Origin of the sequence: Cohnella ginsengisoli (assembly GCF_029525555.1) — a bacterium.
Classification (GTDB): domain Bacteria; phylum Bacillota; class Bacilli; order Paenibacillales; family Paenibacillaceae; genus Cohnella; species Cohnella ginsengisoli.
The window spans coordinates 528276-550509 of record NZ_JAPDHZ010000002.1 but is presented as its reverse complement, the minus strand read 5'-3'; the positions used below and the strand labels follow the sequence as shown (position 1 = coordinate 550509).

16 protein-coding genes are annotated in these 22234 nt (G+C 60.6%); 15 read left to right on the top strand and 1 reads right to left on the bottom strand.

The window, feature by feature from the left end:
- The first annotated feature begins 82 nt into the window (after positions 1 to 82).
- The 12 genes from OMP38_RS02755 to OMP38_RS02700 all read left to right on the top strand — a co-directional run bounded on the left by OMP38_RS02755 (position 83) and on the right by OMP38_RS02700 (position 15994).
- A complete protein-coding gene (locus OMP38_RS02755; protein ID WP_277563772.1) occupies positions 83 to 2431 on the top strand; it encodes an MGH1-like glycoside hydrolase domain-containing protein in 2349 nt (782 codons plus the stop codon).
- 194 nt (positions 2432 to 2625) lie between these two features.
- The gene (locus tag OMP38_RS02750; protein ID WP_338130391.1) at positions 2626 to 3657 is read left to right on the top strand and encodes an ABC transporter permease subunit; all 1032 of its coding nucleotides are present in this window, start codon (positions 2626 to 2628) and stop codon (positions 3655 to 3657) included.
- Positions 3658 to 3804: 147 nt separating this feature from the next.
- Positions 3805 to 4509: a carbohydrate ABC transporter permease gene (locus tag OMP38_RS02745; RefSeq protein ID WP_277563771.1), complete on the top strand. Its 705-nt coding sequence runs from the start codon at positions 3805 to 3807 to the stop codon at positions 4507 to 4509.
- Between the two features lie 101 nt (positions 4510 to 4610).
- The gene (locus OMP38_RS02740; protein ID WP_277563770.1) at positions 4611 to 5012 is read left to right on the top strand and encodes a hypothetical protein; all 402 of its coding nucleotides are present in this window, start codon (positions 4611 to 4613) and stop codon (positions 5010 to 5012) included.
- Positions 4903 to 6150: an ABC transporter substrate-binding protein gene (locus OMP38_RS02735; RefSeq protein ID WP_277563769.1), complete on the top strand. Its 1248-nt coding sequence runs from the start codon at positions 4903 to 4905 to the stop codon at positions 6148 to 6150. Before OMP38_RS02740 ends, OMP38_RS02735 begins: the two co-directional genes overlap by 110 nt.
- Positions 6151 to 6202: 52 nt before the next feature.
- Positions 6203 to 8551: an AraC family transcriptional regulator gene (locus OMP38_RS02730; protein ID WP_277563768.1), complete on the top strand. Its 2349-nt coding sequence runs from the start codon at positions 6203 to 6205 to the stop codon at positions 8549 to 8551.
- A gap of 117 nt (positions 8552 to 8668) precedes the next feature.
- Positions 8669 to 9637: an alginate lyase family protein gene (locus OMP38_RS02725; protein ID WP_277563767.1), complete on the top strand. Its 969-nt coding sequence runs from the start codon at positions 8669 to 8671 to the stop codon at positions 9635 to 9637.
- 345 nt (positions 9638 to 9982) lie between these two features.
- Complete coding sequence (locus tag OMP38_RS02720) at positions 9983 to 11503, top strand: malate:quinone oxidoreductase (RefSeq protein WP_277563766.1); 1521 nt, start codon at positions 9983 to 9985, stop codon at positions 11501 to 11503.
- Between the two features lie 162 nt (positions 11504 to 11665).
- Positions 11666 to 13180 carry a PAS domain S-box protein gene (locus tag OMP38_RS02715; protein ID WP_277563765.1) on the top strand — a complete coding sequence of 505 codons (1515 nt, stop codon included), beginning with the start codon at positions 11666 to 11668 and terminating at the stop codon, positions 13178 to 13180.
- Positions 13170 to 13568 carry a response regulator gene (locus OMP38_RS02710; protein ID WP_277563764.1) on the top strand — a complete coding sequence of 133 codons (399 nt, stop codon included), beginning with the start codon at positions 13170 to 13172 and terminating at the stop codon, positions 13566 to 13568. Before OMP38_RS02715 ends, OMP38_RS02710 begins: the two co-directional genes overlap by 11 nt.
- Positions 13569 to 13745: 177 nt before the next feature.
- Complete coding sequence (locus OMP38_RS02705; RefSeq protein ID WP_277563763.1) at positions 13746 to 14522, top strand: YheC/YheD family protein; 777 nt, start codon at positions 13746 to 13748, stop codon at positions 14520 to 14522.
- Between the two features lie 173 nt (positions 14523 to 14695).
- Complete coding sequence (locus tag OMP38_RS02700) at positions 14696 to 15994, top strand: FAD-binding protein (RefSeq protein WP_277563762.1); 1299 nt, start codon at positions 14696 to 14698, stop codon at positions 15992 to 15994.
- Here OMP38_RS02700 and OMP38_RS02695 read toward each other — a convergent pair.
- On the bottom strand, positions 15991 to 16830 hold the full coding sequence (locus OMP38_RS02695; protein ID WP_277563761.1) for an AraC family transcriptional regulator: 840 nt from the start codon (positions 16828 to 16830) through the stop codon (positions 15991 to 15993). The genes OMP38_RS02700 and OMP38_RS02695 overlap by 4 nt on opposite strands.
- Before the next feature lie 149 nt (positions 16831 to 16979).
- Here OMP38_RS02695 and OMP38_RS02690 point away from each other — a divergent pair, with 149 nt between their 5' ends.
- The 3 genes from OMP38_RS02690 to OMP38_RS02680 all read left to right on the top strand — a co-directional run bounded on the left by OMP38_RS02690 (position 16980) and on the right by OMP38_RS02680 (position 22131).
- Positions 16980 to 19052, top strand: coding sequence for a beta-galactosidase (locus OMP38_RS02690; protein WP_277563760.1), 2073 nt, complete (start codon positions 16980 to 16982; stop codon positions 19050 to 19052).
- Positions 19053 to 19204: 152 nt separating this feature from the next.
- The gene (locus OMP38_RS02685; RefSeq protein ID WP_277563759.1) at positions 19205 to 20329 is read left to right on the top strand and encodes an alpha/beta hydrolase family protein; all 1125 of its coding nucleotides are present in this window, start codon (positions 19205 to 19207) and stop codon (positions 20327 to 20329) included.
- A 374-nt stretch (positions 20330 to 20703) separates the two neighbouring features.
- A complete protein-coding gene (locus OMP38_RS02680; protein WP_277563758.1) occupies positions 20704 to 22131 on the top strand; it encodes an FAD/NAD(P)-binding protein in 1428 nt (475 codons plus the stop codon).
- The last annotated feature ends 103 nt before the right edge of the window (positions 22132 to 22234 follow it).

Below are 22234 nucleotides of genomic sequence, written 5' to 3'. Positions count from 1 at the left end.
GCCCAAGACGTCCGCAGCCCGCAAGTCAAACGGCGAACGACAGATCGCAATAAACCATTCAATGAATCGCCGGAGGTGCATCATGTCAAACGCTCCAATCGCCATTCAGCGATGGCGCCCCGCGGACGACGCGTCCGGCGGGGACCGACCGGTCAGCCGGGATAAAGAAGACTGGCTGCTGCCATGCGACGGCGAGCCGCGCCGCTACGATGGCGTCGTCGCCGTTCCCGAAGACGGCGTTCTCCTGCTCCAATGGCGCTCGCCCAGACCGCTGCGCCTATGGCTGAACGGCATACTCGTCGTCGACGAGCCGCTGTATTGGCGCTCTTTCCAGCGGGAGATCCGGGGCGCGTTCGCCGTCCCGTGCCGCAAGGGCGAAGCCGTCCTGCGCGGATTCACGGGCGAGCGGCCTTCGTTCGCGCCCTACGCCGCGGCCAACTGCCCGTCGCGCAACAGGCAGAAGGTGTTGGAGGCGGTGCGGGAAGCCCGCCCCGACATCATTCGCATGAGCGGGACCGTGTACCCGGGCATCTCCGGCTTGCCGCCGGTTCACCTCCGCTTCGACCCGGTCCAGCACCAGGCTGGCGGCATCGTCTATCAGCGCGTCGAGGCGAAGCGGCTGCAGGATCCGTTCGAGCCGCCGGGCACCGACTGCCGGTCGACGGCCGAACGGCCCACCTCGCGGCTCGAGCTGCGTTCGTCGGTCGTGCCGTACGAGACGAAGTACGAGCAACATGCGCACCCGAGCGCGTCCGCGGACATCTTGATCGTCCACGTGCCCGTCGCCGACACGGTCGATCCGCTGCCGTCCGCCCGCGGATGGGAAGAGACCGAGAAGCGCGCCGAGCCGCTGCTCGAGATCGTCCGAACGGACCAACTGACGCTGCGCGCCGCGTCCGCGGACCCGTCGGCGCCCGGCATCCGCGTGCCGCTGCCGGTGTTCGAGTCGCTCGGCCGGCTGGCGCCCGAGCGGGAGCGCCGGCAGCTGCGCTGGCCGTCCGAGCGAGAGCTGCTGGCGGCAGCCCCGGAGCCGGTGCTGCCGGCCGAATGGGCGGGGCTCGGCGAGCTGTACGCCGAAGCCTGGCGAATGCTGCTGCGGCTCGTCCGCGAGCCCGCGCCGGATAGCGGCCTGCCGGGCGGCTACATTTCCACAGGATCTAATTTTCCCGTGAACCAGTTTCTATGGGACACGGCGTTTACGGCGATCGCTGCGAAATACGGCGCGAGGGCGCTGCCCGTCCATGCGTCGCTCGACGTCCTTTACGGCACTCAGTTCGACGGGGGCTACATTCACCGCGAGCTGGACGTAAGGGACCGGCAGCCCGTGCTGTACGAGCCCGACTTCGGGCCGAATCCGCCGATTCTGTCGCTGGCGGAGTGGAGCCTGGCGATGCTCACCGGCGACGTCCTTCGCCTGAAGCGGACGTACCCCGCGCTCAAGGCGTATCACCGTTGGATCGTCCGCAACCGCCGGCAGGCGAACGGAACGTACTGGACGACGGGCCTCGCCAACGGGCTGGACAACTCGCCTTCTTACGGCAGCGGCTACCCTTGCCTCACCGCGCAAATGGCGCATGACGCGGAGCTGCTCGGGCAGATCGCCGGCTTGATCGGCCGCGACGAGGAAGCCGCGCGATGGGCGCAGGAATACGAGGCGACCAAAGAAGCGCTGAACCGGCATCTCTGGGATCCGGCTGCCAAGATTTATTCCGCTTCGCTCGACGAGGGCGGACACAATCCGAACAAGGTCGTCACCGCCTTCTGGCCGCTGCTGGCCGGTGCCGTGCCCATGGACCGGGTTCAGTCGCTCGCGCGGCACTTGACGGACCCCAAGGCGTTCTGGCGGCCGCATCCGATCCCGAGCGTCGCGGCCGACTCGCCTCACTTCGTCCCGGAAGGCGACTACTGGCGGGGGTCCGTCTGGGCGCCGACGAACTACGCCGCGATCCGCGGCTTCCAGCGGGCGGGCATGACCGACTTGGCCCGCCGCGCCGCCCTCAAGCATTTGAACGCCCTTCGCGAGGTGTACCGGGACACCGGCTCGTTCTGGGAGAACTACTGCAGCGAGCGCTTCGCCAAGGGCAGCGCCTCGGCGCCGGACTACAGCTGGACAGCGCTCGGGCCGATCGCGCTGCTGCTCGAGACGGTCATCGGACTCGAGCCCGATGCGACCGCGGGCGAGCTGAAGTGGAGCCCGCCGCCAAGGACGGCGGTTGGCGCGAGACGATATCCGCTCGGCCAGGCGACGATCGACGTGGAGCTTATCGACGAACGGGACGGTTGGCACGTACATGTCCGCACCGACAAGCCGTTCAAACTCCGCTTCGCGCTCGGCGAATCGGAGACCGTCTTCCCATGCGCGCCCGGACATCGGCGATGGCGGATCGACATGCCTGATCCTTTGCCCGATGCCGAACCGCTTCCTCGCTAACCAAGCGAAAATCCGCCGCGGCGTCCGTCCGCAAAGCCTTTGCAAGTGCGTTTTCGCAAGCAATGTGCAGTTTATACAGTCCCGCCCGCGCGTAAAGTTCAGTTCCGGCAGTATCCGCAAGCGCGGCCGCCTTCGCATAATAGGCATCAAACCGACGAGGCGATTTCGCACAACAAACCGAGGTGACCGCAGCAATGAGAAGAAGATTTTCTTTCCTGAGAGGGAAAAACGGAGAGTTAAGCGTGCTTTTCCTGCCGGGCTTTCTGTTTTTCCTCGTCATGTCCTACATTCCGATGGTCGGCATCGTCATCGCGTTCAAAGACTACAACCTGCGCAAGGGGATCTTCGGCAGCGAATGGGTGGGCTTCGACAACCTGAAGTTTTTTTTCGTCAGCGATACCGCGTGGCGGGTCACGCGAAACACCATTTTGTACAGCTTGAGTTATATTGTGCTCACGCTGGTCGTCTCTTTGGCCCTGGCGATTCTGCTGAACGAGCTGACGAGAAGGTGGATCAAGATTCACCAGACGGTCATGTTCCTGCCGTATTTTCTCTCGTGGGTGCTCGTCTCGTATATTTCGAACGCGTTTCTCGACCATCAGAACGGCTTCCTGAACGCGCTGCTGAAGAGCGTAGGGATGCAGCCGGTGGAATGGTACTTCGGCGCGGCGTACTGGCCGATCATCCTGAATCTCGTGCACTTGTGGAAAGCGGTCGGCTTCAACGTCCTGCTCTACTACGCGGGCATCATGGGGATCGACCAGAGTTACTATGAGGCGGCGAGGATCGACGGCGCGAACAAGCTGCAGATGGCGCTGAAAATCACGATCCCGCTGCTTGCGCCGCTCGTCACGATTTTGCTCATCCTGTCCATCGGGGGGGGATGTTCCGCGGAGATTTCGGCTTGCACTATTTCATTCCGAACAATACGGGGCTCATCTATTCGACGACGGACATTATCGACACCTACGTATTCCGCGCGCTCCGCACGATCGGCGACATCTCCATGTCGGCCGCGGTGGGCTTCTTCCAATCCGTCGTCGGCCTCGTGCTCGTCCTCGGCGCCAACATGGTCGTCCGCAAGCTCAACGAAGAAAACTCACTTTGGTAACCGGGAGGGGCCCGCATGTCCACGATCCAAGCAACCGCAAACGCCGGCGCCGCGCCCGAGCTGCCGGCCGCGAGGTCCAAAGCGCTCGATTCCCGTCCGATCTACCGGTGGCTGATCAACGCGCTGTTCATCGTCGTCTCGGCGTGCATCTTCGTACCGTTTCTGCTCGTCGTCGTCTCCAGCTTTTCATCGGAGGATTCGATCCTCCGCCACGGCTATCAATTCATCCCCCGAACGCTGGTCGCTCGGCGCGTACCGCCTCGTGTTCCAATCGCCCAAGATTTTGCTGCGCGCGTACGGCGTCACGATCGTCGTGACGGTCGCCGGGACCGCGGCCGGCTTGCTGCTGACGGCGATGACGGGCTGGGTGCTGTCGCGCTCGGATTACCGGTTCAACCGCCAGGCTACGTTCTACGTGTTTTTCACGATGCTGTTCGGCGGCGGTCTCGTACCGTTTTATATTTTAATGACGCAATATTTGCATCTGAAGGACAGCCTGCTCGCCGTCATTATCCCGGGGCTGCTCAGCCCTTTCCATATCATGGTCATGAAGGGCTTCATGTCGAAGATCCCGTTCGAAATGATCGAGTCCGCCAAGGTAGACGGGTCCAGCGAGATGCGCATTTTTTTCACGATGGTGCTTCCGCTGTCCACGCCGGCCCTCACCACGCTGGGACTTACGATCGCGTTCAACTATTGGAACGAGTGGTTCAACGCGATGCTGTTCATCGACAAGCCGAACCTGGCGACGCTGCAGCTGCTGCTCGTCCGGATGCTGAGCACGATCGAATATTTGACGGCCAACACCGAGTTCGTCAAGCAGCTCGGCATCGACGTCGGACAGCTGCCCAAGTATAGCGTGCGGATGGCGATGGCCATCCTGGCGGCGGGACCGATGCTCTGCATCTTTCCGTTTTTCCAGCGCTACTTCGTCTCCGGGCTCACGCTCGGCTCGCTCAAAGGCTGACCCTTCATCCGGGAATCCGCGGGGCGGGACAGGCCCAAAAAACGCTTGTTCTCGCCGCCGCCGTCCAACATAATAAAAAAGAACAGGGAGGTTGTTTGAAAATGAAAAGATGGCGTACGGGGGTGACCGCGGCATTGTCGCTCGGTCTGGTACTAAGCGGCTGCGGCAATAACGACGGAGGGAACGAGGGGTCTTCGTCCGCGCCGGCTTCGCCGTCCGCATCCGCAGGCGCGTCGTCGTCGGCCTCGCCGTCCGGCTCGGAAGCCGCGGCGCTCGAGCCCGTCAAGCTCAAGTGGTACTATGTCCAGTTCGGCATTCCGCAGGACCAGCAGGCGGTATCCGATGCCTTCAACGAGATGACCAAAAAAGCTGATCAATACGACGGTGGAGCTCGTGCCGATCGACGGCGGCGACTACGAAAACAAGATGAACACGATCGTGGCCGCGAGCGACGACTACGACCTCGTATGGACCTCCAGCTGGCTGTTCAAGTACGGAGATAACGTCAATAAGGGCGCTTTTATGGAAATTACCGACGAGATGCTGGACAAATACGCGCCGACGATCAAGGCGAGCTTCTCCCAGGTCGCCTGGAACGACGTGAAGGTCAAAGGGAAATTGTATGCGATTCCAAACTTCCAGACGTTCACGAAGACGCCGGGCTTCATCATCCAGAAGCGGTTCGTGGACAAATACAACTTCGATACGAGCAAGGTCAAGACGTACGCCGATCTCGAGCCGCTGCTCGACCAGATCAAGAAGAACGAGCCCGGCATCATTCCGTTCGGGATGGGCAAAGACCAGACGAGACTGAGCGAAGCTTACGGCATGCAGTGGCTCGGCGGCGTCGACTATCGCCTCAGCGACCCGTTGACCGCGATCGATCTGCTCCAGACCGACGAATACAAGACGCACGTGAAGCTGATGAAGAGCTGGCACGATAAAGGGTACACGAACCCGGACGCCGCCACGGTCAGCGACCTGAAACCGCTGCTCGCTTCGGGCAATGTCGCCGTCGTCCAGGACTTCACGCTCGCCCCGGGCAGCGAAGCCGGACGCAAGGCGGACTTCGGCGGTAACGAAGTCGTCTACGTGCCGATCGCCGAGCCGACGTTCACGGGCGTCACGCCGACGATGAACGCGATCAATTACAATTCGAAGCATGCGGACCGCGCGCTCATGCTGCTCGAGCTGCTTAACACGAACGCCGATCTATTCAACTTGCTCACGTTCGGCATCGAGGGCAAGCACTACACGAAGGTCGGCGACAATACGATCAAGATCATCGACAAGGGCGGCTACTCCAACAACGCCGGCTGGATTTTCGGCAACGTGACCAACGGCTACCTGCTCGAAGGCCAGCCGGCCGACACGTGGGAGCGGGTCAAGAAGCTGAACGAAGAAGCGACCGTGCCGGCGCTGAGCGGCTTCAACTTCAACAGCGAGAATGTCAAGGCCGAGATGGCGAACATGGATGCGCTGTTCAAGGAATACAGCCCGGGGCTCGAGACCGGCACGATCGATCCCGACAAATATTTGCCGATCTTCACCGAGAAAATGAAGAAGGTAGGCGCCGAGACGGTGCTAAAAGAAAAGCAAAAGCAAATCGACGAATGGGCGAAAGCGAACGGCAAAAAATAAGCGTCTTCAGAGGACCGCTTCCCGTAGGGGGCGGTCCTCTGGGGCCGTCAATATGAACGATGCGGGTGATCCGATGTCCTTGTTTCCGGCGATTCGATCCAGAAAATATTTGCAGCGGATCTGGCTGTCCGTCACCCTGCTCACCGTCGTGCTGCTCCTGACGACGGCTTTTTCGATCATGTACACCTCCGAACGGACCGTGCTGCGCGTGCAGCAGCGCGCGAACGCGAAGGTGCTCTCGCAGATCCGCTACAACGTCGCGCAGCTGAACGAGATCGTCGCCGATTCGGCGCAGACGCTATATCAGAACGGCGACGTGAAAATTTTGCGGTACGCCAAGACGGACGACGAGTTCATGTACCAGCGGATCGCGGCGCTCGATACGTTCGTCGGCACTTCGTCGTTTCTTCATTCGATCTTCGTTTACAACGGCAACATGAACCGGTTCTACATCGGCAACGGCAATATCAGAGCCCTGAAGGAGCCGTACGAAAAGAAATTTTCCGCGTTGTTGACCGATTCGCGGCGGACGCCCAAGCTGCGTCTGCTGCCGATCGACCTGAACGAACCCGGCGTCGGATTCGGCAAAGTCGATTTTTTCAGCTATATTCTGTTCGATCCCAGCACCAAAGAAGGGCTCGACGACGCCTTGATCTTGAATATTAAGTCGACATGGCTTTTCGATAATCTGGCATTGATCGCGCAGGAGGATGCCGGGCGGTCCGGCGAGGCGTACTTGATGGACGGCTCCGGCAAGATCCTCAGCGCGGGCACCGAGCTCGAACCCGACGTGTCCCGGATGGCCGAACGGCTCGGTCCGGTGGCGGCGCGGGAGGAGACGAGCGGCTACAAAGTGATCGAGACCGGCGGCTCCAAGCAGTTCGTGACTTACATGCAAGCGGGCTTGCAGGACTGGACGCTGATCTACAGCCAGCCGTATGCCGAAGTCGTCGGTCAAGTTCAGCGGCTCCGGTACACGACGCTCCTGCTCACGGTACTGTTTCTGGTGCTGGCGCTGTGCGTGGCCGTCGTCGTATCGAAGCGGCTGTATCGACCGGTCGAGCAGCTGTTCCGCTCGGTAATCTCCAATACGCCGGACGCGATGGTGCGCGAGGCCCCGATGCAGGACGAGATGACGTTCCTGTCCGGCTTGTACGATCACATGGCGGACCGGCTGAAGCGCGCGGACTCGAACTTGACGGAGAACCGTTGGATATTGAAAAGGTTCACGCTGCGCCAGCTCGTTCAGGAGAGCGCCCTTCGGACGCCGGAGCAGTGGGACAAAGAAGCGAAGGAAAACGGCCTCGCGGTCGATGCCTCCGGCGGCTATACGGTCTGCGTCGCGCGCGCCGAAGACGCTTCGTCTCTTCTGCTGCGCCAGCCTGACGATCTGCGCCTCTATCACTACGCGATCTCGAATATCGCGGAGGAGATCGTCTCGCGCGAGTTCGCGATCGAAGTCGTCGACCTGAAGCCCGATCATCTCGTCTTCCTCGTCCAGCGGAGGGAGGCCGGCTTCGATCGCCTGCCGGCGCTGCTCGAGGAAGTTCAGCTGGTCGTGAAGCAGTATTACCGCCTGACGTTCGGGGTCGCGGTCGGCGAGCCGACCGGCGATTGCCGGGAGCTGTCGGCCGCGTACGCCAAGGCGCTGAATCTTTCGCTTTACAAATGGTTTTACGGCAGAGGGGCGATACTGACGCCGGAGATGGCGCATAAGCCCGAAGGCGGCGGCGGCGACGCGACGATTCCCTCGGAGCTCGAACGCAAGCTGGCCGAAGCGATTCGCTCGGGCAATGCCGACGCCGCCGATGCGGCGATCGATCGGATCTTCGAGATCGTCGCGACGGCATCGTACGACGACTGCATCCATGCGCTCTCGTACCTGGCCATCGTCATCAAGCGGACGGTATCCGAAGCGAACGCCAACAAGCTGAAGCCGATCTCGCACGACCTGTACCGGTTCCATACGGCGGTGCTGGAGCAAGAGACGCTCGAGGACGCCAAGCATACGTTTCAACGCACGCTTCGCGAGTTATGCTCGTTCCGGCAGGAGGCGCGCGAGTCGGATTCGAACAGCTTCATGATCGAGACGATCAAGGAGATCGTCAGGGCGAATTACAAGGATCTGAACTTAAGTTTGCAGAGCGTGGCCGACCTGCTCAAGATGTCCTCGGTCTACGTCGGACGGCTGTTCAAAAAAGCGGAAGGGCTCTCGCTCGCCGATTATATTAACGAAGTCCGGCTCGAACAGACGATGCAGCTGCTCGAGAAGGGCAACTATACGGTCAATGAAATCATGGAGCAGACCGGCTTCAGCAACCAGAGCCATTTCTTCCGTTCGTTCAAAAAGAAATTCGGCACGACGCCGCGCGAATACCGACTGAAAAAGAGCTTGTCCTAGCGCTTCTCCGCGCGCGTGAAATATTGGATATGCCATTGATATCGCGTGCATGTACACCGGAAAAGAACAAAGCTATGATGCAACTTAGGATTAGAGAAGAAAGGGAGTAAGATCGCCATGACGACGTCGCTCGAGCCTGCGGTCGAAGCGCTGCTCCGCGAAGCGCAAGCTAGCCTGAAGACGGCTTGCAGCGCGGTTCTCATCTGGTCGATTCCCGGCTATTATTACGATCGCGAGGGCCATCTGACCGGCAAACGGTTGATGGAGCCCGATGCCCAGGCGGCCTATACGACCGCGCTGGCGTACCGGATCACCGGAGAGGCTGCCTACGCGGCCAAAAGCGCGGACATTCTCGACGGCTGGGCAAGCGTGAACCGGGAGATCGGCGGACACGACGGACCGCTGGTATCGGCCTACCTGGGCGTCGGTCTTATTCGCGCGGCCCTGTGGCTTGAGCCGTTCGAGGGCTGGAGTCGCGAAGCGCGGGACCGCTTCATAGGCTGGCTGAAGCAAGTTTGCCTCGGCGCATGGGTGCGCATCGAAGGTCGCAATAACTGGCGGGACTGGAGCCTGTACGCGCGACTCGCCCTTCATCGGTTAACGGGAGACGACGCCTCGTTCGCCGCGGCGACGGCAGCACTGAAGGCGCACATGGACCATGCCATTGCGGAGGACGGCTTCTTGCCGGAGGAGGCGGCCAGAGGAGCTAACGCCATGTGGTACCATTACTTCGCCCTGGCGCCGATGACGGCCGCGGCGAAGCTGGTCCTGGACGCGACCGGGGAGGATCTCTTCCGTTGGACGACGCCCGGCGGCAAAAACATCAAGCGAGCGCTCGACACGTTCCTTCGTTACGCGGACGGCCGTTCCAACGAATGGCCCTTCGGCGACGAAGAGCAGAACATGCCGGTCCCGCTCGGCGCGGATACGTGGCCCGTCGATTTGTTCGAAGCGATGGCGATTGTATATCGGGACGAAGCCTACGCGCGCTTCGCCGCGCCGCATCGGCCGGTAGCGGGGCACCGCAATGCGAGCAGCGGCTATTTCCAGTCGTATGCTTGGAATTACCCTTCGCTCTCCGTTTAGAGACCTCCACATGCAACGCGGGCAGCTTCACTCGCGAGACCGCGCGCTTGCTTCGCAGATGCACAATTCTTGTGCATGGGGGCGATTGTCCTGCCGCGAGACCGCGCTTGCTCCATGCTCTTCGTAACAACGAGAAAAACCGTTCTTTTTCAAATGGAAGGATCGCGCTTCCATTTGCGAAGAGTACGGTTTTTTTGCGCGATGTAAGTGACAGCGAAATAACTTATATCGATCAACTCTATAGTAAATATTTATTAAAGTCGGTTGGTAATAGTGTTAAAATAGATAAGGTTAATCGGACCCGTATAAAAATCGAGCAAATTTTAAGATATAAGGATGGTCATAATGAGTAACGGACAAACAGGTTCAGACGTAATCTTGATCGGCGCGGGCATCATGAGCGCGACGCTGGGCGCCATGCTGAAGGAATTGGCGCCGAACTGGAAGATCACCGTGCTGGAAAAGCTCCCGAGCGCGGGCGAAGAGAGCTCTAACGAATGGAACAACGCCGGCACGGGACATGCGGCGCTGTGCGAATTGAACTATACCGTCGAAAAGCCGGACGGCTCGATAGATATCAGCAAGGCGATCAGCATCAACGAGCAGTTCCAGGATTCCATGCAATTCTGGTCCTACCTCGTCGAGAGCAAGCTGATTCGCAATCCGCAGGACTTCATTATGGCCCTGCCTCACATGAGTCTCGTGCACGGGCAAAAAGACGTGTCGTTCCTGAAAAAACGGTACGAAGCGTTGTCCGCGAATCCGTTGTTCCAAGGCATGGAGTATACCGAGGACCCCGCCAAGCTGAAGGAATGGATCCCGTTGATCATGAAAAACCGGAGCGCGAACGAGCCGATCGCGGCCACCAAGGTCGACGCGGGCACGGACGTCAACTTCGGCGCTTTGACGCGCATGCTGTTCGAGCATCTGAAGAAAAACGGCGTCGAGATCAAGTACAAGCATAAAGTGGACGATATCAAGCGCACCCGCGGCGGCGCATGGGAATTGAAGGTTCGCGCCGATAACGGTCGCGTCGAGCGGCATGCCGCGAAATTCGTCTTCATCGGGGGCGGCGGCGGCAGCTTGCACCTGCTTCAAAAAACGGGCATCCCCGAAGGCAAGCACATCGGCGGGTTTCCGGTCAGCGGTCTGTTCATGTCCTGCAACAATCCGGACGTCATCGCCAGGCATCACGCCAAGGTATACGGCAAGGCGAAGGTCGGCGCGCCGCCGATGTCGGTACCGCACCTCGACACCCGCTTCATCGACAATAAGAAGTCGCTGCTGTTCGGACCGTTTGCCGGATTTTCGCCAAAGTTCCTGAAGACGGGCTCGATGCTCGATCTGATCACTTCGGTCAAGCCGCACAATCTCGTCACGATGATGGCGGCTGGCGCCAAAAACATGTCGCTCACCAAGTACCTGATCCAACAGGTCATGCTGTCGAAAGAACAGCGTATGGAGGAGCTGCGCGAGTTCGTGCCGGACGCGAAAAGCGAAGATTGGGACTTGGTCGTAGCCGGCCAGCGCGTCCAGGTCATCAAGGATACGGCTGCCGGCGGCAAAGGCACGCTGCAATTCGGCACCGAGGTCGTAACGGCAGCCGACGGCTCGGTCGCCGCGCTGCTTGGCGCATCCCCGGGCGCCTCGACCGCCGTCTCGGTCATGCTGAACGTCATTAAAAAGTGCTTCCCGCAGCAAATTCAAGCTTGGGAGCCGAAGTTAAAAGAAATGATCCCGTCTTACGGCGCCTCCTTGCTTAAAAATCCGGAGCTCCTCCGCGACGTTCAAGCATCGACCGCGCAATCGCTCGGTTTAAGCCCCGGTCAATCGTTTCAAAAGGCGGTCAGCCAGCCTGTTTCCTAGCCTTTATAGCCTGTTTTTTCGACAGCGAGCGTCCGGTGCGTTTTCCCCGAACGCACGCTGTTGTTTTTTATGTTTCAAAAGAATTCGAATGGGGTATAAGCATCTAAAACTATGCCTTCATGCAGTATTGGCGGCAGATGGTACAAACTTGGAGGTAAAGGCATGCATCGCGTTAACTTGGATCAAAATTCCTTTAACGGTCAAGTGTTTCAATACGCGTTCTTCGGCGTCGCGCTCATCGATCCCAAAGGACTTTTTTTAACCGTAAATCCCGCGATGGAGCGGATTTTCGGCTATAGCAAGGAAGAATTCGACGGGCGCCTGTTCGGTTGCTTCTCGCATCCCGACGACCCGATCAAATCCATCGGAGAGTTAAAAGAGGCGATGGGGGAGACCGAGCTCGAGTGGCAGATGGAGAAGCGGTTTTTCAGAAAAGACGGCGCGACGATCTGGACGTTGATGTCCGTGCGTCTGTTCCGCAATGACGAGGGTACGCCGCTTTATTATATTTTGCAGGTCATCGACATCTCGAAGCAGAAGTTATCCGAGATCCAACTGCAGGAATCGGTCGAGAGATACACGTCGCTAAAAAAATACAATCACGATGCCGTAATCTCCTTTGACCTTCAGGGGCGCGTGATCAACGGAAACGCCGTAGCCGAAAAGCTCACGGGCTATGGCATCGCGGAGGAGCTCATCGGAATGGAGCTCGCCAACATTATCGGCAAGCCGAACGTGGACCGCATATTGGCGGACGCGCTGCATGACGCCACCGTCGAGCAGGGTATCGATACGCTTGTCACCAAGGAAGGCGAGACCGTCGAAGTGATAACGAGCATCGCCCCGATTTTCGTCGGCAACCGCAATATCGGCTTCTATCTGATCTGCAAGGATATATCGGAGCAAAAGCAGCTCGTGCTGGCTAAAGAAATGGCGGAGGCCACCAACAAAGCGAAAAGCGAATTCCTGGCCATGATGAGCCATGAGATCCGCACGCCGATGAACGGGGTCATCGGGATGACCGACCTGCTGCTCGATTCGGAGCTCGACGAGGAAAGCAAGGCCTATGCCGAAATTATCCGTAAAAGCGGTGAGGCGCTGCTTGCCATTATCAACGATATTCTCGATCTGTCGAAGATCGAGGCGGGCAGGAGCGAGCTGCATGAGACGTCCTTCGATTTGAGGAAGTGCATCAAGGACAGCATGTCGGTCGTCTCGGCCAAGGCGGACGAAAAAAATCTCGAGCTGTCGTACGCCATCCATCACGACGTTCCAGATTATATTTTCGGCGATGCCGATCGATTGAAGCAAGTGCTGCTTAACTTGCTCGGCAATGCGGTGAAGTTTACGACAAGCGGCAAGGTGTCTATCGCCGTCAAAAAAATAAAAGGAAAAACGCCCCTCCTTGCGTTTACCGTGACGGATACGGGCATTGGCATCCCGCCGGACCGCCTGGAGGAGATTTTCGAGCCGTTTTCGCAGATCGACAGCTTCATGGTGCGCAAGCACGAAGGCACGGGCCTCGGACTCTCGATCAGCCGGCGCATCGTCGAGCTGATGGGCGGGGGGGATTCGCGCGGAGAGCGATGGCAAGAGCGGCTCCGCTTTCCAATTCACGATCGAACTGCACGAGTCTACCGAAGACCCATTGGCGCCCGAAGCCGCATTGACGAATGAAGCCGGCACTGCCCAAGCGAAAATATTGGTCGGCGAAGACAATCCGATTAATACGCTCGTGTTGAAAAAAATGCTGGAAAAAATGGGACATCACGTAACGGTGGCCGACGACGGCAAAGAGGTCATCGAGGCGGCGCTGCGCGAATCGTTCGACTTTATTTTCATGGATATCCATATGCCCGTCATCAACGGCTTGGACGCGGCGCGCGCGATCAAAGAGAGGTCGGCGCCAGGCAAGTGTCCGCGGATCGTCGCGGTGACCGCGAACGCGCTGAAGGGCGATCGGGAAAAATGCCTGGCAGCCGGCATGGACGATTACGTGAGCAAGCCCGTAAAGCGCGACGTGATCTCGCATATTTTGGGTCAATATATGGGTAAGGCGGTTTAAACAAGGCATCGGTAATTCGAACTTGCATGGGGGTACGCGTCCGATGATGGACGCGTACCTTTTTTTATGCGCGAAATATCGCGGTCGCATGAATAAACGCCGACAAACGCATAGGAGGCCCGAGTCCCCCACGCATATATAGAAAACGGGGCCAAATGCGGAAAACGGGGGACGATCATGCACGGGAACAACAAGATGGGCAAATATAGGCTGATGCTTAAGGATCGGGCGACGGCGAGGCATCTGCCTCCGACCGCGATCGCTTCCTTGAAGGCTGTTCGCAGGATGTTGGGGCGTTATGCGGCCGTCGATATCAAACCGAGTCATGGCACCGGCGGCTACGGCATTTTCAAAATGTCCAGGTTCAAGGGCGGGTACCAACTCAGGTACGGCACCCGAAGCCGCTCTTATCCGAAGCTGGAACAAGCTTATGCCGCTTTCAACAAGGCCAGGAGTAACAGAATATACCTGGTGCAGATGGGGATCCCGCTGCTTCGATACAAGCGCCGACCGTTCGATCTGCGCATCATGGTGCAGCGCAATCCGAAGGGAGCCTGGGAGGCGACCGGCATCGTCGGCCGGCTCGCCATGGCGAACAAGATCGTGACCAACTATCACAACGGCGGCAAGCCTATGCCGGCCGACGTCTTGCTCTCGTCTGCGGTCCCGGCGGCCAAACGCCAAGGGTACAAGGGGCGGCTACAAGGGCTTGCGCTTCGAGTCAGCCGCCATTTGAACGGTTATTTCCCTCAATTTCGCGCGTACGGCGTCGACATCGGCATCGACCGGTCGCTGAAGCCGTGGATTATCGAGGTGAATTCGCGTCCCGACAGATCCATCTTTAACGCGCTGTCCGACAAGCGCATGTATCGAAAAATCATGGCCTACAGCCGGCGGCCGAAAGCAAGAGCGCCGCTGGCGCGCAACGCCGCTCGCAACCGACGCAAGCGATAGCGGTGGCCGAATGGCTCTCGACTATTGAGATGTTTTTGACCGAAGACGTTTGTCGCGGTTTGTCCGCGCCAAGCGTCTTTTTCGCGTGGCAACCATGCCGAGCGGGCGGCGCTTAATCGTGTTATGTTAAGGAGTGAAAACGTATTCCATTTATCGAAGGGTGGAAGTGACGGATGGTAAAAGACCCGACATACGATCGCAATTGGGCCGGCAATTATGAATACAGCGCTTCTGAGACCGTTTTTCCGCAAAGCGTCGAGGAAATTCAGGAGCGGGTGGCGCGCAGCCGCCGCGCGAAGGCGCTAGGTTCGCGACATTCGTTCAACGGAATCGCCGATACGGACGGGACGATGATCTCGCTGGAGCGGCTGAACCGCGTCGTCGAACTGGACCGAACGAACGGCAGAGTGAAGGTAGAGGGCGGCATCCGGTACGGCGAATTGTGCGCTTATCTGGACGAGCGCGGGTATGCGCTGCCCAACTTGGCTTCGCTGCCGCATATTACGGTGGCAGGCGCCTGCGCGACCGCGACGCACGGCTCCGGCGATCGCAACGGCAACCTGGCGACGTCGGTGCACGCGCTGGATATCGTGACGGCGGACGGGGAGAAAATCGCGATCTCGCGCGAAGACGGAGACGGGACGCTGGCCGGGGCTGCCGTCGGACTCGGGTGTCTGGGGATCGTGACCGCGATCACGCTTGACGTCATACCGGCTTTCCGCATGAGCCAGACGGTCTACGAAGGATTGCCGCTCGCGGCGTTAGCGGATCGGCTCGACGCGATCTTCTCGGCCGGATACAGCGTCAGCTTGTTTACGGATTGGCGCGAAGCCTCGTTTAATCAGGCGTGGATCAAACGAACGGAAACGGACGGGGGGCATGACCGGGAGGAGGCGGCGTTCTTCGGCGCGGTCCGCGCGACCGAACGCAAGCATCCGGTGCCGGGACTGCCGGCTGATCCATGCAGCGAGCAGCTCGGCATCGTCGGGCCATGGTACGAGCGGCTGCCCCATTTCCGCATGGATTTCACGCCGAGCGCCGGCGAAGAGCTGCAGAGCGAATACTTCGTCCCGCGCGCCGCGGCTTACGATGCGCTGTGCGCGATCGAACGGCTGCGTCTGCGGATCGCCCCGCTGCTGTACGTCTCCGAGATCCGTACGGTCGCCGCTGACGAACTGTGGATGAGTCCCTGCTATCGCCAGGATTCGGTTGGGTTCCATTTTACATGGAAGCCCGACCAGGAGGCCGTCTACCGTCTGCTTCCGTTGATCGAGGAGGCGCTTGAACCTTACCGGGCCCGCCCGCACTGGGCCAAGGTGTTCGCCATGACGCCGGACAAGCTGCGCCTGCATTACGCCAAGCTGCCGGACTTCGAGCGGCTGGTCGCGCGGCTCGATCCGGACGGCAAATTCCGCAACGGTTATACGGAACGGTATTTGACGGGAGGCGCCGAGTCCGGCCTGCGAGATTAAGGCCTTTTAACCTTGCGATAGTGGCCGGGCGGAACGCCGTAGACTTGCTTGAACGAACGGATGAAATAGTTCGGGTCCATGCCGATCCTTCCTGCCGTATCCGATACCGAGGCGCGCGGATCCTCTTCCAGCCATACCGCGGCCTGATGGAGCCGGATGCGGCGGAGGTAAGCAAGCGGCGGTTCGCCATAGGCTTCGCGGAACAGGCGCTGGAAATGCTGGACCGAATAACCGACCGCGCTGGCGACGTTGGACATGACGAGCGGCTCGGCAAAGTGCTCGTGCAGATAATGGACGGCGCGTTCGAGCGCGGCGTCGGATTGGCGCGCTCGAGGCGGCGCGGCCGGGGCTGCCGGTCCGGCGGCGAGCGACCCGAGCAGCAGCAGCAGGTCGTAAAGGCGCGCCGACAGCAGGCGAGCGGCATCCGGGTCGGCGCGCTCCGCGAGCTGCCAGAGCGCCCGGATGCTTGCCGCCGGCGCCGCCGTTTCTTTTAGCGAAATCGCCGTTCGCAATGGCAGTCCGCAAGCCCCGGCGATGTCCGCCGCGCAAGGCCCCTCGAAACCGACGAACCCGAGGAGCCACGGCTGTCCCGGAAAAGGCTCGTAGCGATGCGCTTCGTCCGCGGGGAGCAGCAGCGCCTGGCCGGCCGCGATCGACAGACGGTTCCCGTCGGAAAATTCAAAGCGGCCCCGTCCGCCGAAGGCAATAAAGCACTGCATGACGGGAAAGCCAGCCGGACGGGCTACGGGATGCTGGGCATGCGCGCCTACGCAGTACAGGCTTGCCGGGAGTCGCTCTAGCTGGACGGAAGAGGACAACCGGAACGGGAGCTGCATCTTGATTCGCCTCCATATTCATTTTGTGCTTATTTTAACGTGCATTTTGCTAACGATTATGCCTTTTGTGCGTCTACAATCAGACTATAGTTTAGTTTTTAAACGTTAGCAATAAAAAGAAAAGCGCAAGCGCGAAGGAGAGAATCGAGATGGCGAAGCGGTATGCGCCGGTGAGCGGCAAGATCAAAGGGTTCATGCATGGCGCGGATTACAATCCGGACCAGTGGCAGCACGACCCGAAGGTGCTTGAGGAGGACATTCGGCTCATGAAGCTGGCCGGCTGCAATGTGATGGCGGTCGGCATCTTCGCCTGGGCGGCGATCGAGCCGGAAGAGGGCCGGTTCGAATTCGGCTGGCTGGATCGCGTGCTGGAGCGGTTCGAGGCCAACGGCATCTATGCCTGGCTAGCGACGCCGAGCGGCGCCCGGCCGGCTTGGATGTCGGAGCGCTATCCGGAGGTGCTGCGCGTCACCGCCCAGCGCATGCGGAACCTGCACGGACATCGGCACAACCACTGCTACAGCTCTCCCGTCTACCGGGAGAAGACGGCGATCATGAATCGCAAGCTGGCGGAGCGGTACGCCACGCATCCCGCGGTCGTCGGCTGGCATATCTCCAACGAGTACGGCGGCGATTGCCACTGCGATTATTGCCAGGAAGCGTTTCGCGAGTGGCTGCGGGCCGAATACGGCACGCTGGACGCGCTGAACGCCGCCTGGTGGACGACTTTCTGGGCGCATACGTATACGAGCTGGTCGCAGGTCGAGTCGCCGTCGCCGCGCGGCGAAAATATGGTTCACGGTCAAAATCTGGACTGGAAGCGCTTCGTTACCGCGCGGACCGTCGACTTTTGTGCCCACGAGATCGCGGCGGTGCGTCCGTACAATACGGACCTGCCCGTTACGACCAATCTGATGGAAGGCTACGAGGGGCTCGATTACCGCAAGTTCGCCGACATCCTCGACGTCGTTTCCTGGGACGCTTACCCGAAGTGGCACGGCGCGCGGGACGATATCGAAGTCGCGGCTTGGTTCGCGTACAATCACGATTTGTACCGCTCGCTCAAGGACAAGCCTTTCCTTCTCATGGAGAGCACGCCGAGCATGACCAACTGGCAGCCGATCAGCAAGCTGAAGAAGCCCGGCATGCACAAGCTGGCTTCCCTTCAGGCCGTCGCTCACGGCTCCGATTCCGTGCAGTACTTCCAATGGCGCAAAAGCCGGGGCTCGAGCGAAAAGCTGCACGGCGCGGTCGTCGACCATGCCGGGCACGAGCATACGCGCGTATTTTCCGACGTGGCGGAGCTAGGCGAGACGCTGAAGCGGATCGCGGACGTCGCGGGAACCGGCGTGAAAGCTCGCGCCGCCCTTCTGACCGACTGGGACAACCGGTGGGCGGTTAACGACTCGCAAGGGCCGCGCAATGCGGGCGTTCATTACGAAGACACCTTGATGGAGCATTACCGCGCGCTGTGGGCGCTCGGTATCCAGGTGGATATCATCGGCTCCGAGGAGGACCGGGACCTTTCCCGCTACGACCTGATCACAGCCCCGATGATGTATCTGTGCCGCGCATCCGCCGGCGAGCGCCTGGAGCGTTTCGTCGAAGCGGGCGGCACGCTCGTCGCCACCTATTGGAGCGGCGTCGTCGACGAACATGACCTGTGCCATCTCGGCGGGTTTCCGGGGCCGCTCCGCAGAACGCTCGGCATCTGGGCGGAGGAGATCGACGCGCTGTACGACGACGAGCGCAACGCGCTCGTGCCGGTGGAGGGCAATGCGCTCGGCCTTGCGGAAACGTACGAGTCGCGCGAGCTGTGCGAGCTCGTGCATCTGGAGGGCGCGACGGCGCTGGCGACGTACCGCGACGATTTCTACGCCGGACGCCCGGCGCTCACGGTGAACGCGCTTGGCAAGGGCCGCGCTTATTATCTTGCAACCAGGGCCGACGCAGCGCTTCTCGATGTGCTGTACGCCAAGCTCGCCGGGACGCTGTCGCTGCCGAGGGCCATCGAGGCGGACCTGCCGCGAGGCGTGACGGCGCATGTCCGCACGGACGGCGAATCGGACTATGTGTTCGTAGAAAATTACAGCGGCGAGAGCCGGCGCGTCAAGTTGGATGGCCGGGCCTACCGCGATGCGGAGACCGGGGAGCCGGTGACTGGCGACGAGCTGAGCCTGCCGCAGAACGGCGTGCGCGTGCTGATCCGGACGACCGAATAAAATACGAGTCGAGACCGCTTCCCTTTTGTGGGGGAAGCGGTTTTAATTTACCTTAAGAAAGCGCTATTATAAATAATGGCAATTGACGATCGTTGGTTCTATTACGGAAGCATTTATCGGCTCCTCGTACCGGTTTACACATTCAGGAGAGGATGGAGAAGGACGATATGACGGATGAGCGAAGGCTGCCGGATGTTCTCAAGGGAGCAAACGGAAACGCGATCAAGACGGTCGAGGAGTGGCGCGGCTCGAGGCGACCCGAAATTTTGGAGCTGTTCCGCACTTACGTATACGGCAGAGAGCCGGTCGGCCGGCCGGCATCCCAGGTTTTTGAGACGGTGATTACGCCGGGCACGATGAACGGCGCCGCAGTCCGCAAGCAGGTCGAGATTCGCTTCGAAGGCCAGGGAGGGACTGGGAAGGTCCGCCTGCTGCTTTTCGTCCCGAGCGAGGGAAAAGGGCCTTATCCGGCCTTCTTGTTTCTCAACAATCGGGGAGTCACGGAGATGGATCCGGAGCGGCGCGACATCTCCATGTTCTGGCCCGCTGAGCGGATCGTCGCCCGGGGATACGCGGCGGCCGCGCTCGACCTCGAGGATGCGGATCCGGACGTCGACGAAGGCCATCGCAACGGCGTGCACGGCATCTTCGACGAATACGACGGCGAACGCCCGAAGGATGCTTGGGCTACGATCGCGGCCTGGGCATGGGCGGCGCGCCGCGCGATGGATTATTTGGCGACGGACCCGGACCTGGATGCCGGCCGGATCGCCGTCGCCGGACATTCCCGGGGCGGCAAAACCGCGCTCTGGGCCGGAGCCCTGGACGAGCGCTTCGCGCTGGTCGTGAGCAACGAATCCGGCAGCACGGGAGCCGCGTTGTCGAGAGGCAAGCGCGGAGAGACGATCCAAGCGATCAATGACCGTTTTCCGCACTGGTTCAACGGCCATTATAAATCCTTCAACGGCCGGGAAGAGGCGCTTCCCGTCGACCAGCATATGCTGATCGCGGCCTTGGCCCCTCGATCCGTGTACGTAGCGAGCGCCGTCCAGGACGAGTGGGCGGATCCGGCTTCGGAGTTCGCGGCGCTCGCCGAAGCCGCACCGGTGTACCGGCTGCACGGCTACAAGGGATTGGCGGGAGCGCCGTTCCCGGCGCCGGAGTCGCCGCTGTTCGGGGAGCGGATGGGCTATCATCTGCGCAGCGGCGGCCACGACCTGACGGCATACGATTGGGAGCGGTTCATGGACTTTGCGGACGCAGGCGCGTTGAAGTGACGCGACGCTGTTCCGTTCGCTTGTCGCTGGAACCGCAAAAACGAACCTAGAGCGGAGGGAGTACCAAGCTTGGAAGCAGAAAACGCGAGAAGCGCTTAGAGAAATCATGGTCTATCATCTTCGGTGGCCTCCGCACAGGGCGGAGGCCACTTCTTTAGCCCTGCAGTCAGCTTCGCGGCTTGACCGGCGCAACGCTCGTGATCGCGTACAAGGCGTCGATCGAAATTTAGCGATCCGCACAATCTTGCATGCGCCGCACTGTCCATAACAAACGGCAGGCGATAAGATAGGAATAAGCTAACAGATGATGTTTGCAATACGGAATTCATTGGCGATCCGGATCTATTCGTTCGCCTCGGAAGGGAAAGATCCCGATGAGCCTGGAAGCGTTGAACGAGCGCGTGAAATCCGACCTTGCCTACCTGGCGTTCGGCGGGGCGACCTGGGTTCGCCCGACTCTCCATCCGGAAGGACATGTCTATGACGCGGTCATCGTCGGCGGCGGGCAGAGCGGACTGGGGATCGCCTTCGGCCTCATGCGCGAGCGGATCTATAATATTCTGATCGTCGACGAGAATCCCGAAGGCGCGGAAGGCCCATGGGAAACGTACGCCCGCATGACGACGCTTCGAACGCCCAAGCACTTGACCTCGATCGATCTTGGCATCCCGTCGCTCACTTTTCGTTCCTGGTGGGAAGCGCAGTTCGGTCCCGAGGGCTGGGAGGCGATCGACAAAATTCCGCGCGGCGATTGGATGAACTACCTGCGCTGGTATCGCCAAGCGCTTAGCCTGCCCGTCGTCAACGAGACGAAGCTGAAGCTGGTGGAACCAGCCGGAGAAGGCCTCCACCGGCTGCATCTCGAGGGTGCCGGCGCGCCTTCGCCCGCGGTGCTCGCCCGCAAGGTCGTACTTGCCACGGGCATCCAGGGCGGCGGCGAATGGCATGTGCCGCCGATGATCGCGGACAGCCTGCCGCCGCATCTCTACGCGCATACGTCCCAGCCGATCGACTTCGCGGCGCTGCGCGGCAAAAAGGTCGCCGTGCTCGGCGGCGGCGCATCCGCCTTCGACAACGCCAACTTCGCGCTAGGCGCGGGCGTCGCCGAAGCGCATGTGTTCGTGCGGCGCCAGGCGCTGCCGCGCGTCAACCCGATCCGCCAAATGGAGGGCTCGGGCATGATCGAGCGCTTCCCGGCGCTGCCGGACGCGGACAAGTACGCGGTCATATCGCACTTTTTCAAGTTTAACCAGCCGCCGACCAACGACACGTTCGAGCGCGCGAGCGCCTGGCCGGGCTTTGCGCTTCATCTCGGCGCGCCATGGCTCGCGGTGCGGCCCGAAGGGGACGGCGCGGTCGTGACGACGCCGCAGGGCGAGCATCGCTTCGACTTCCTCATCGTCAGCACCGGCCTGCTCACCGATCCAGCGCTGCGCCCCGAGCTCGCGCGCGTCGAGCGGCATATCGCCCGCTGGGGCGACAGGTACGCCGCGCCTGCCGAGCTTGCGAGCCCGCTGCTGGACGCGCACCCCTACCTGACGCCGGGCTTCGCATTCACAAGCCGCGACGAAGCGGGCAAGGCGCTGCTGCACGGGCTTTTTGCCTATAACTATTCCGCTCTGGTCAGCTGCGGCATCTCCGCGTCGGCGCTGTCCGGCATGAAGTACGGCATTCCGAGACTCGTCTCCGCGCTGGCCGACCAGCTGTTCCTTGACGACCGCGACGAGACGCTCGGTCGTTATTACGACTACGAAGTTCAAGAGTTCGTCGGCGAGTGGCCGCGCCGATCCGAAGAAGCATAGGCAAAGGCAGATCGCCGTGCGAATAACGCTTGCACTGCCGCTTGGGACACCGTTCCCGGCGGCTTTTTTTATCATTCCATCGCGTTGCATTGGCTCGATTATC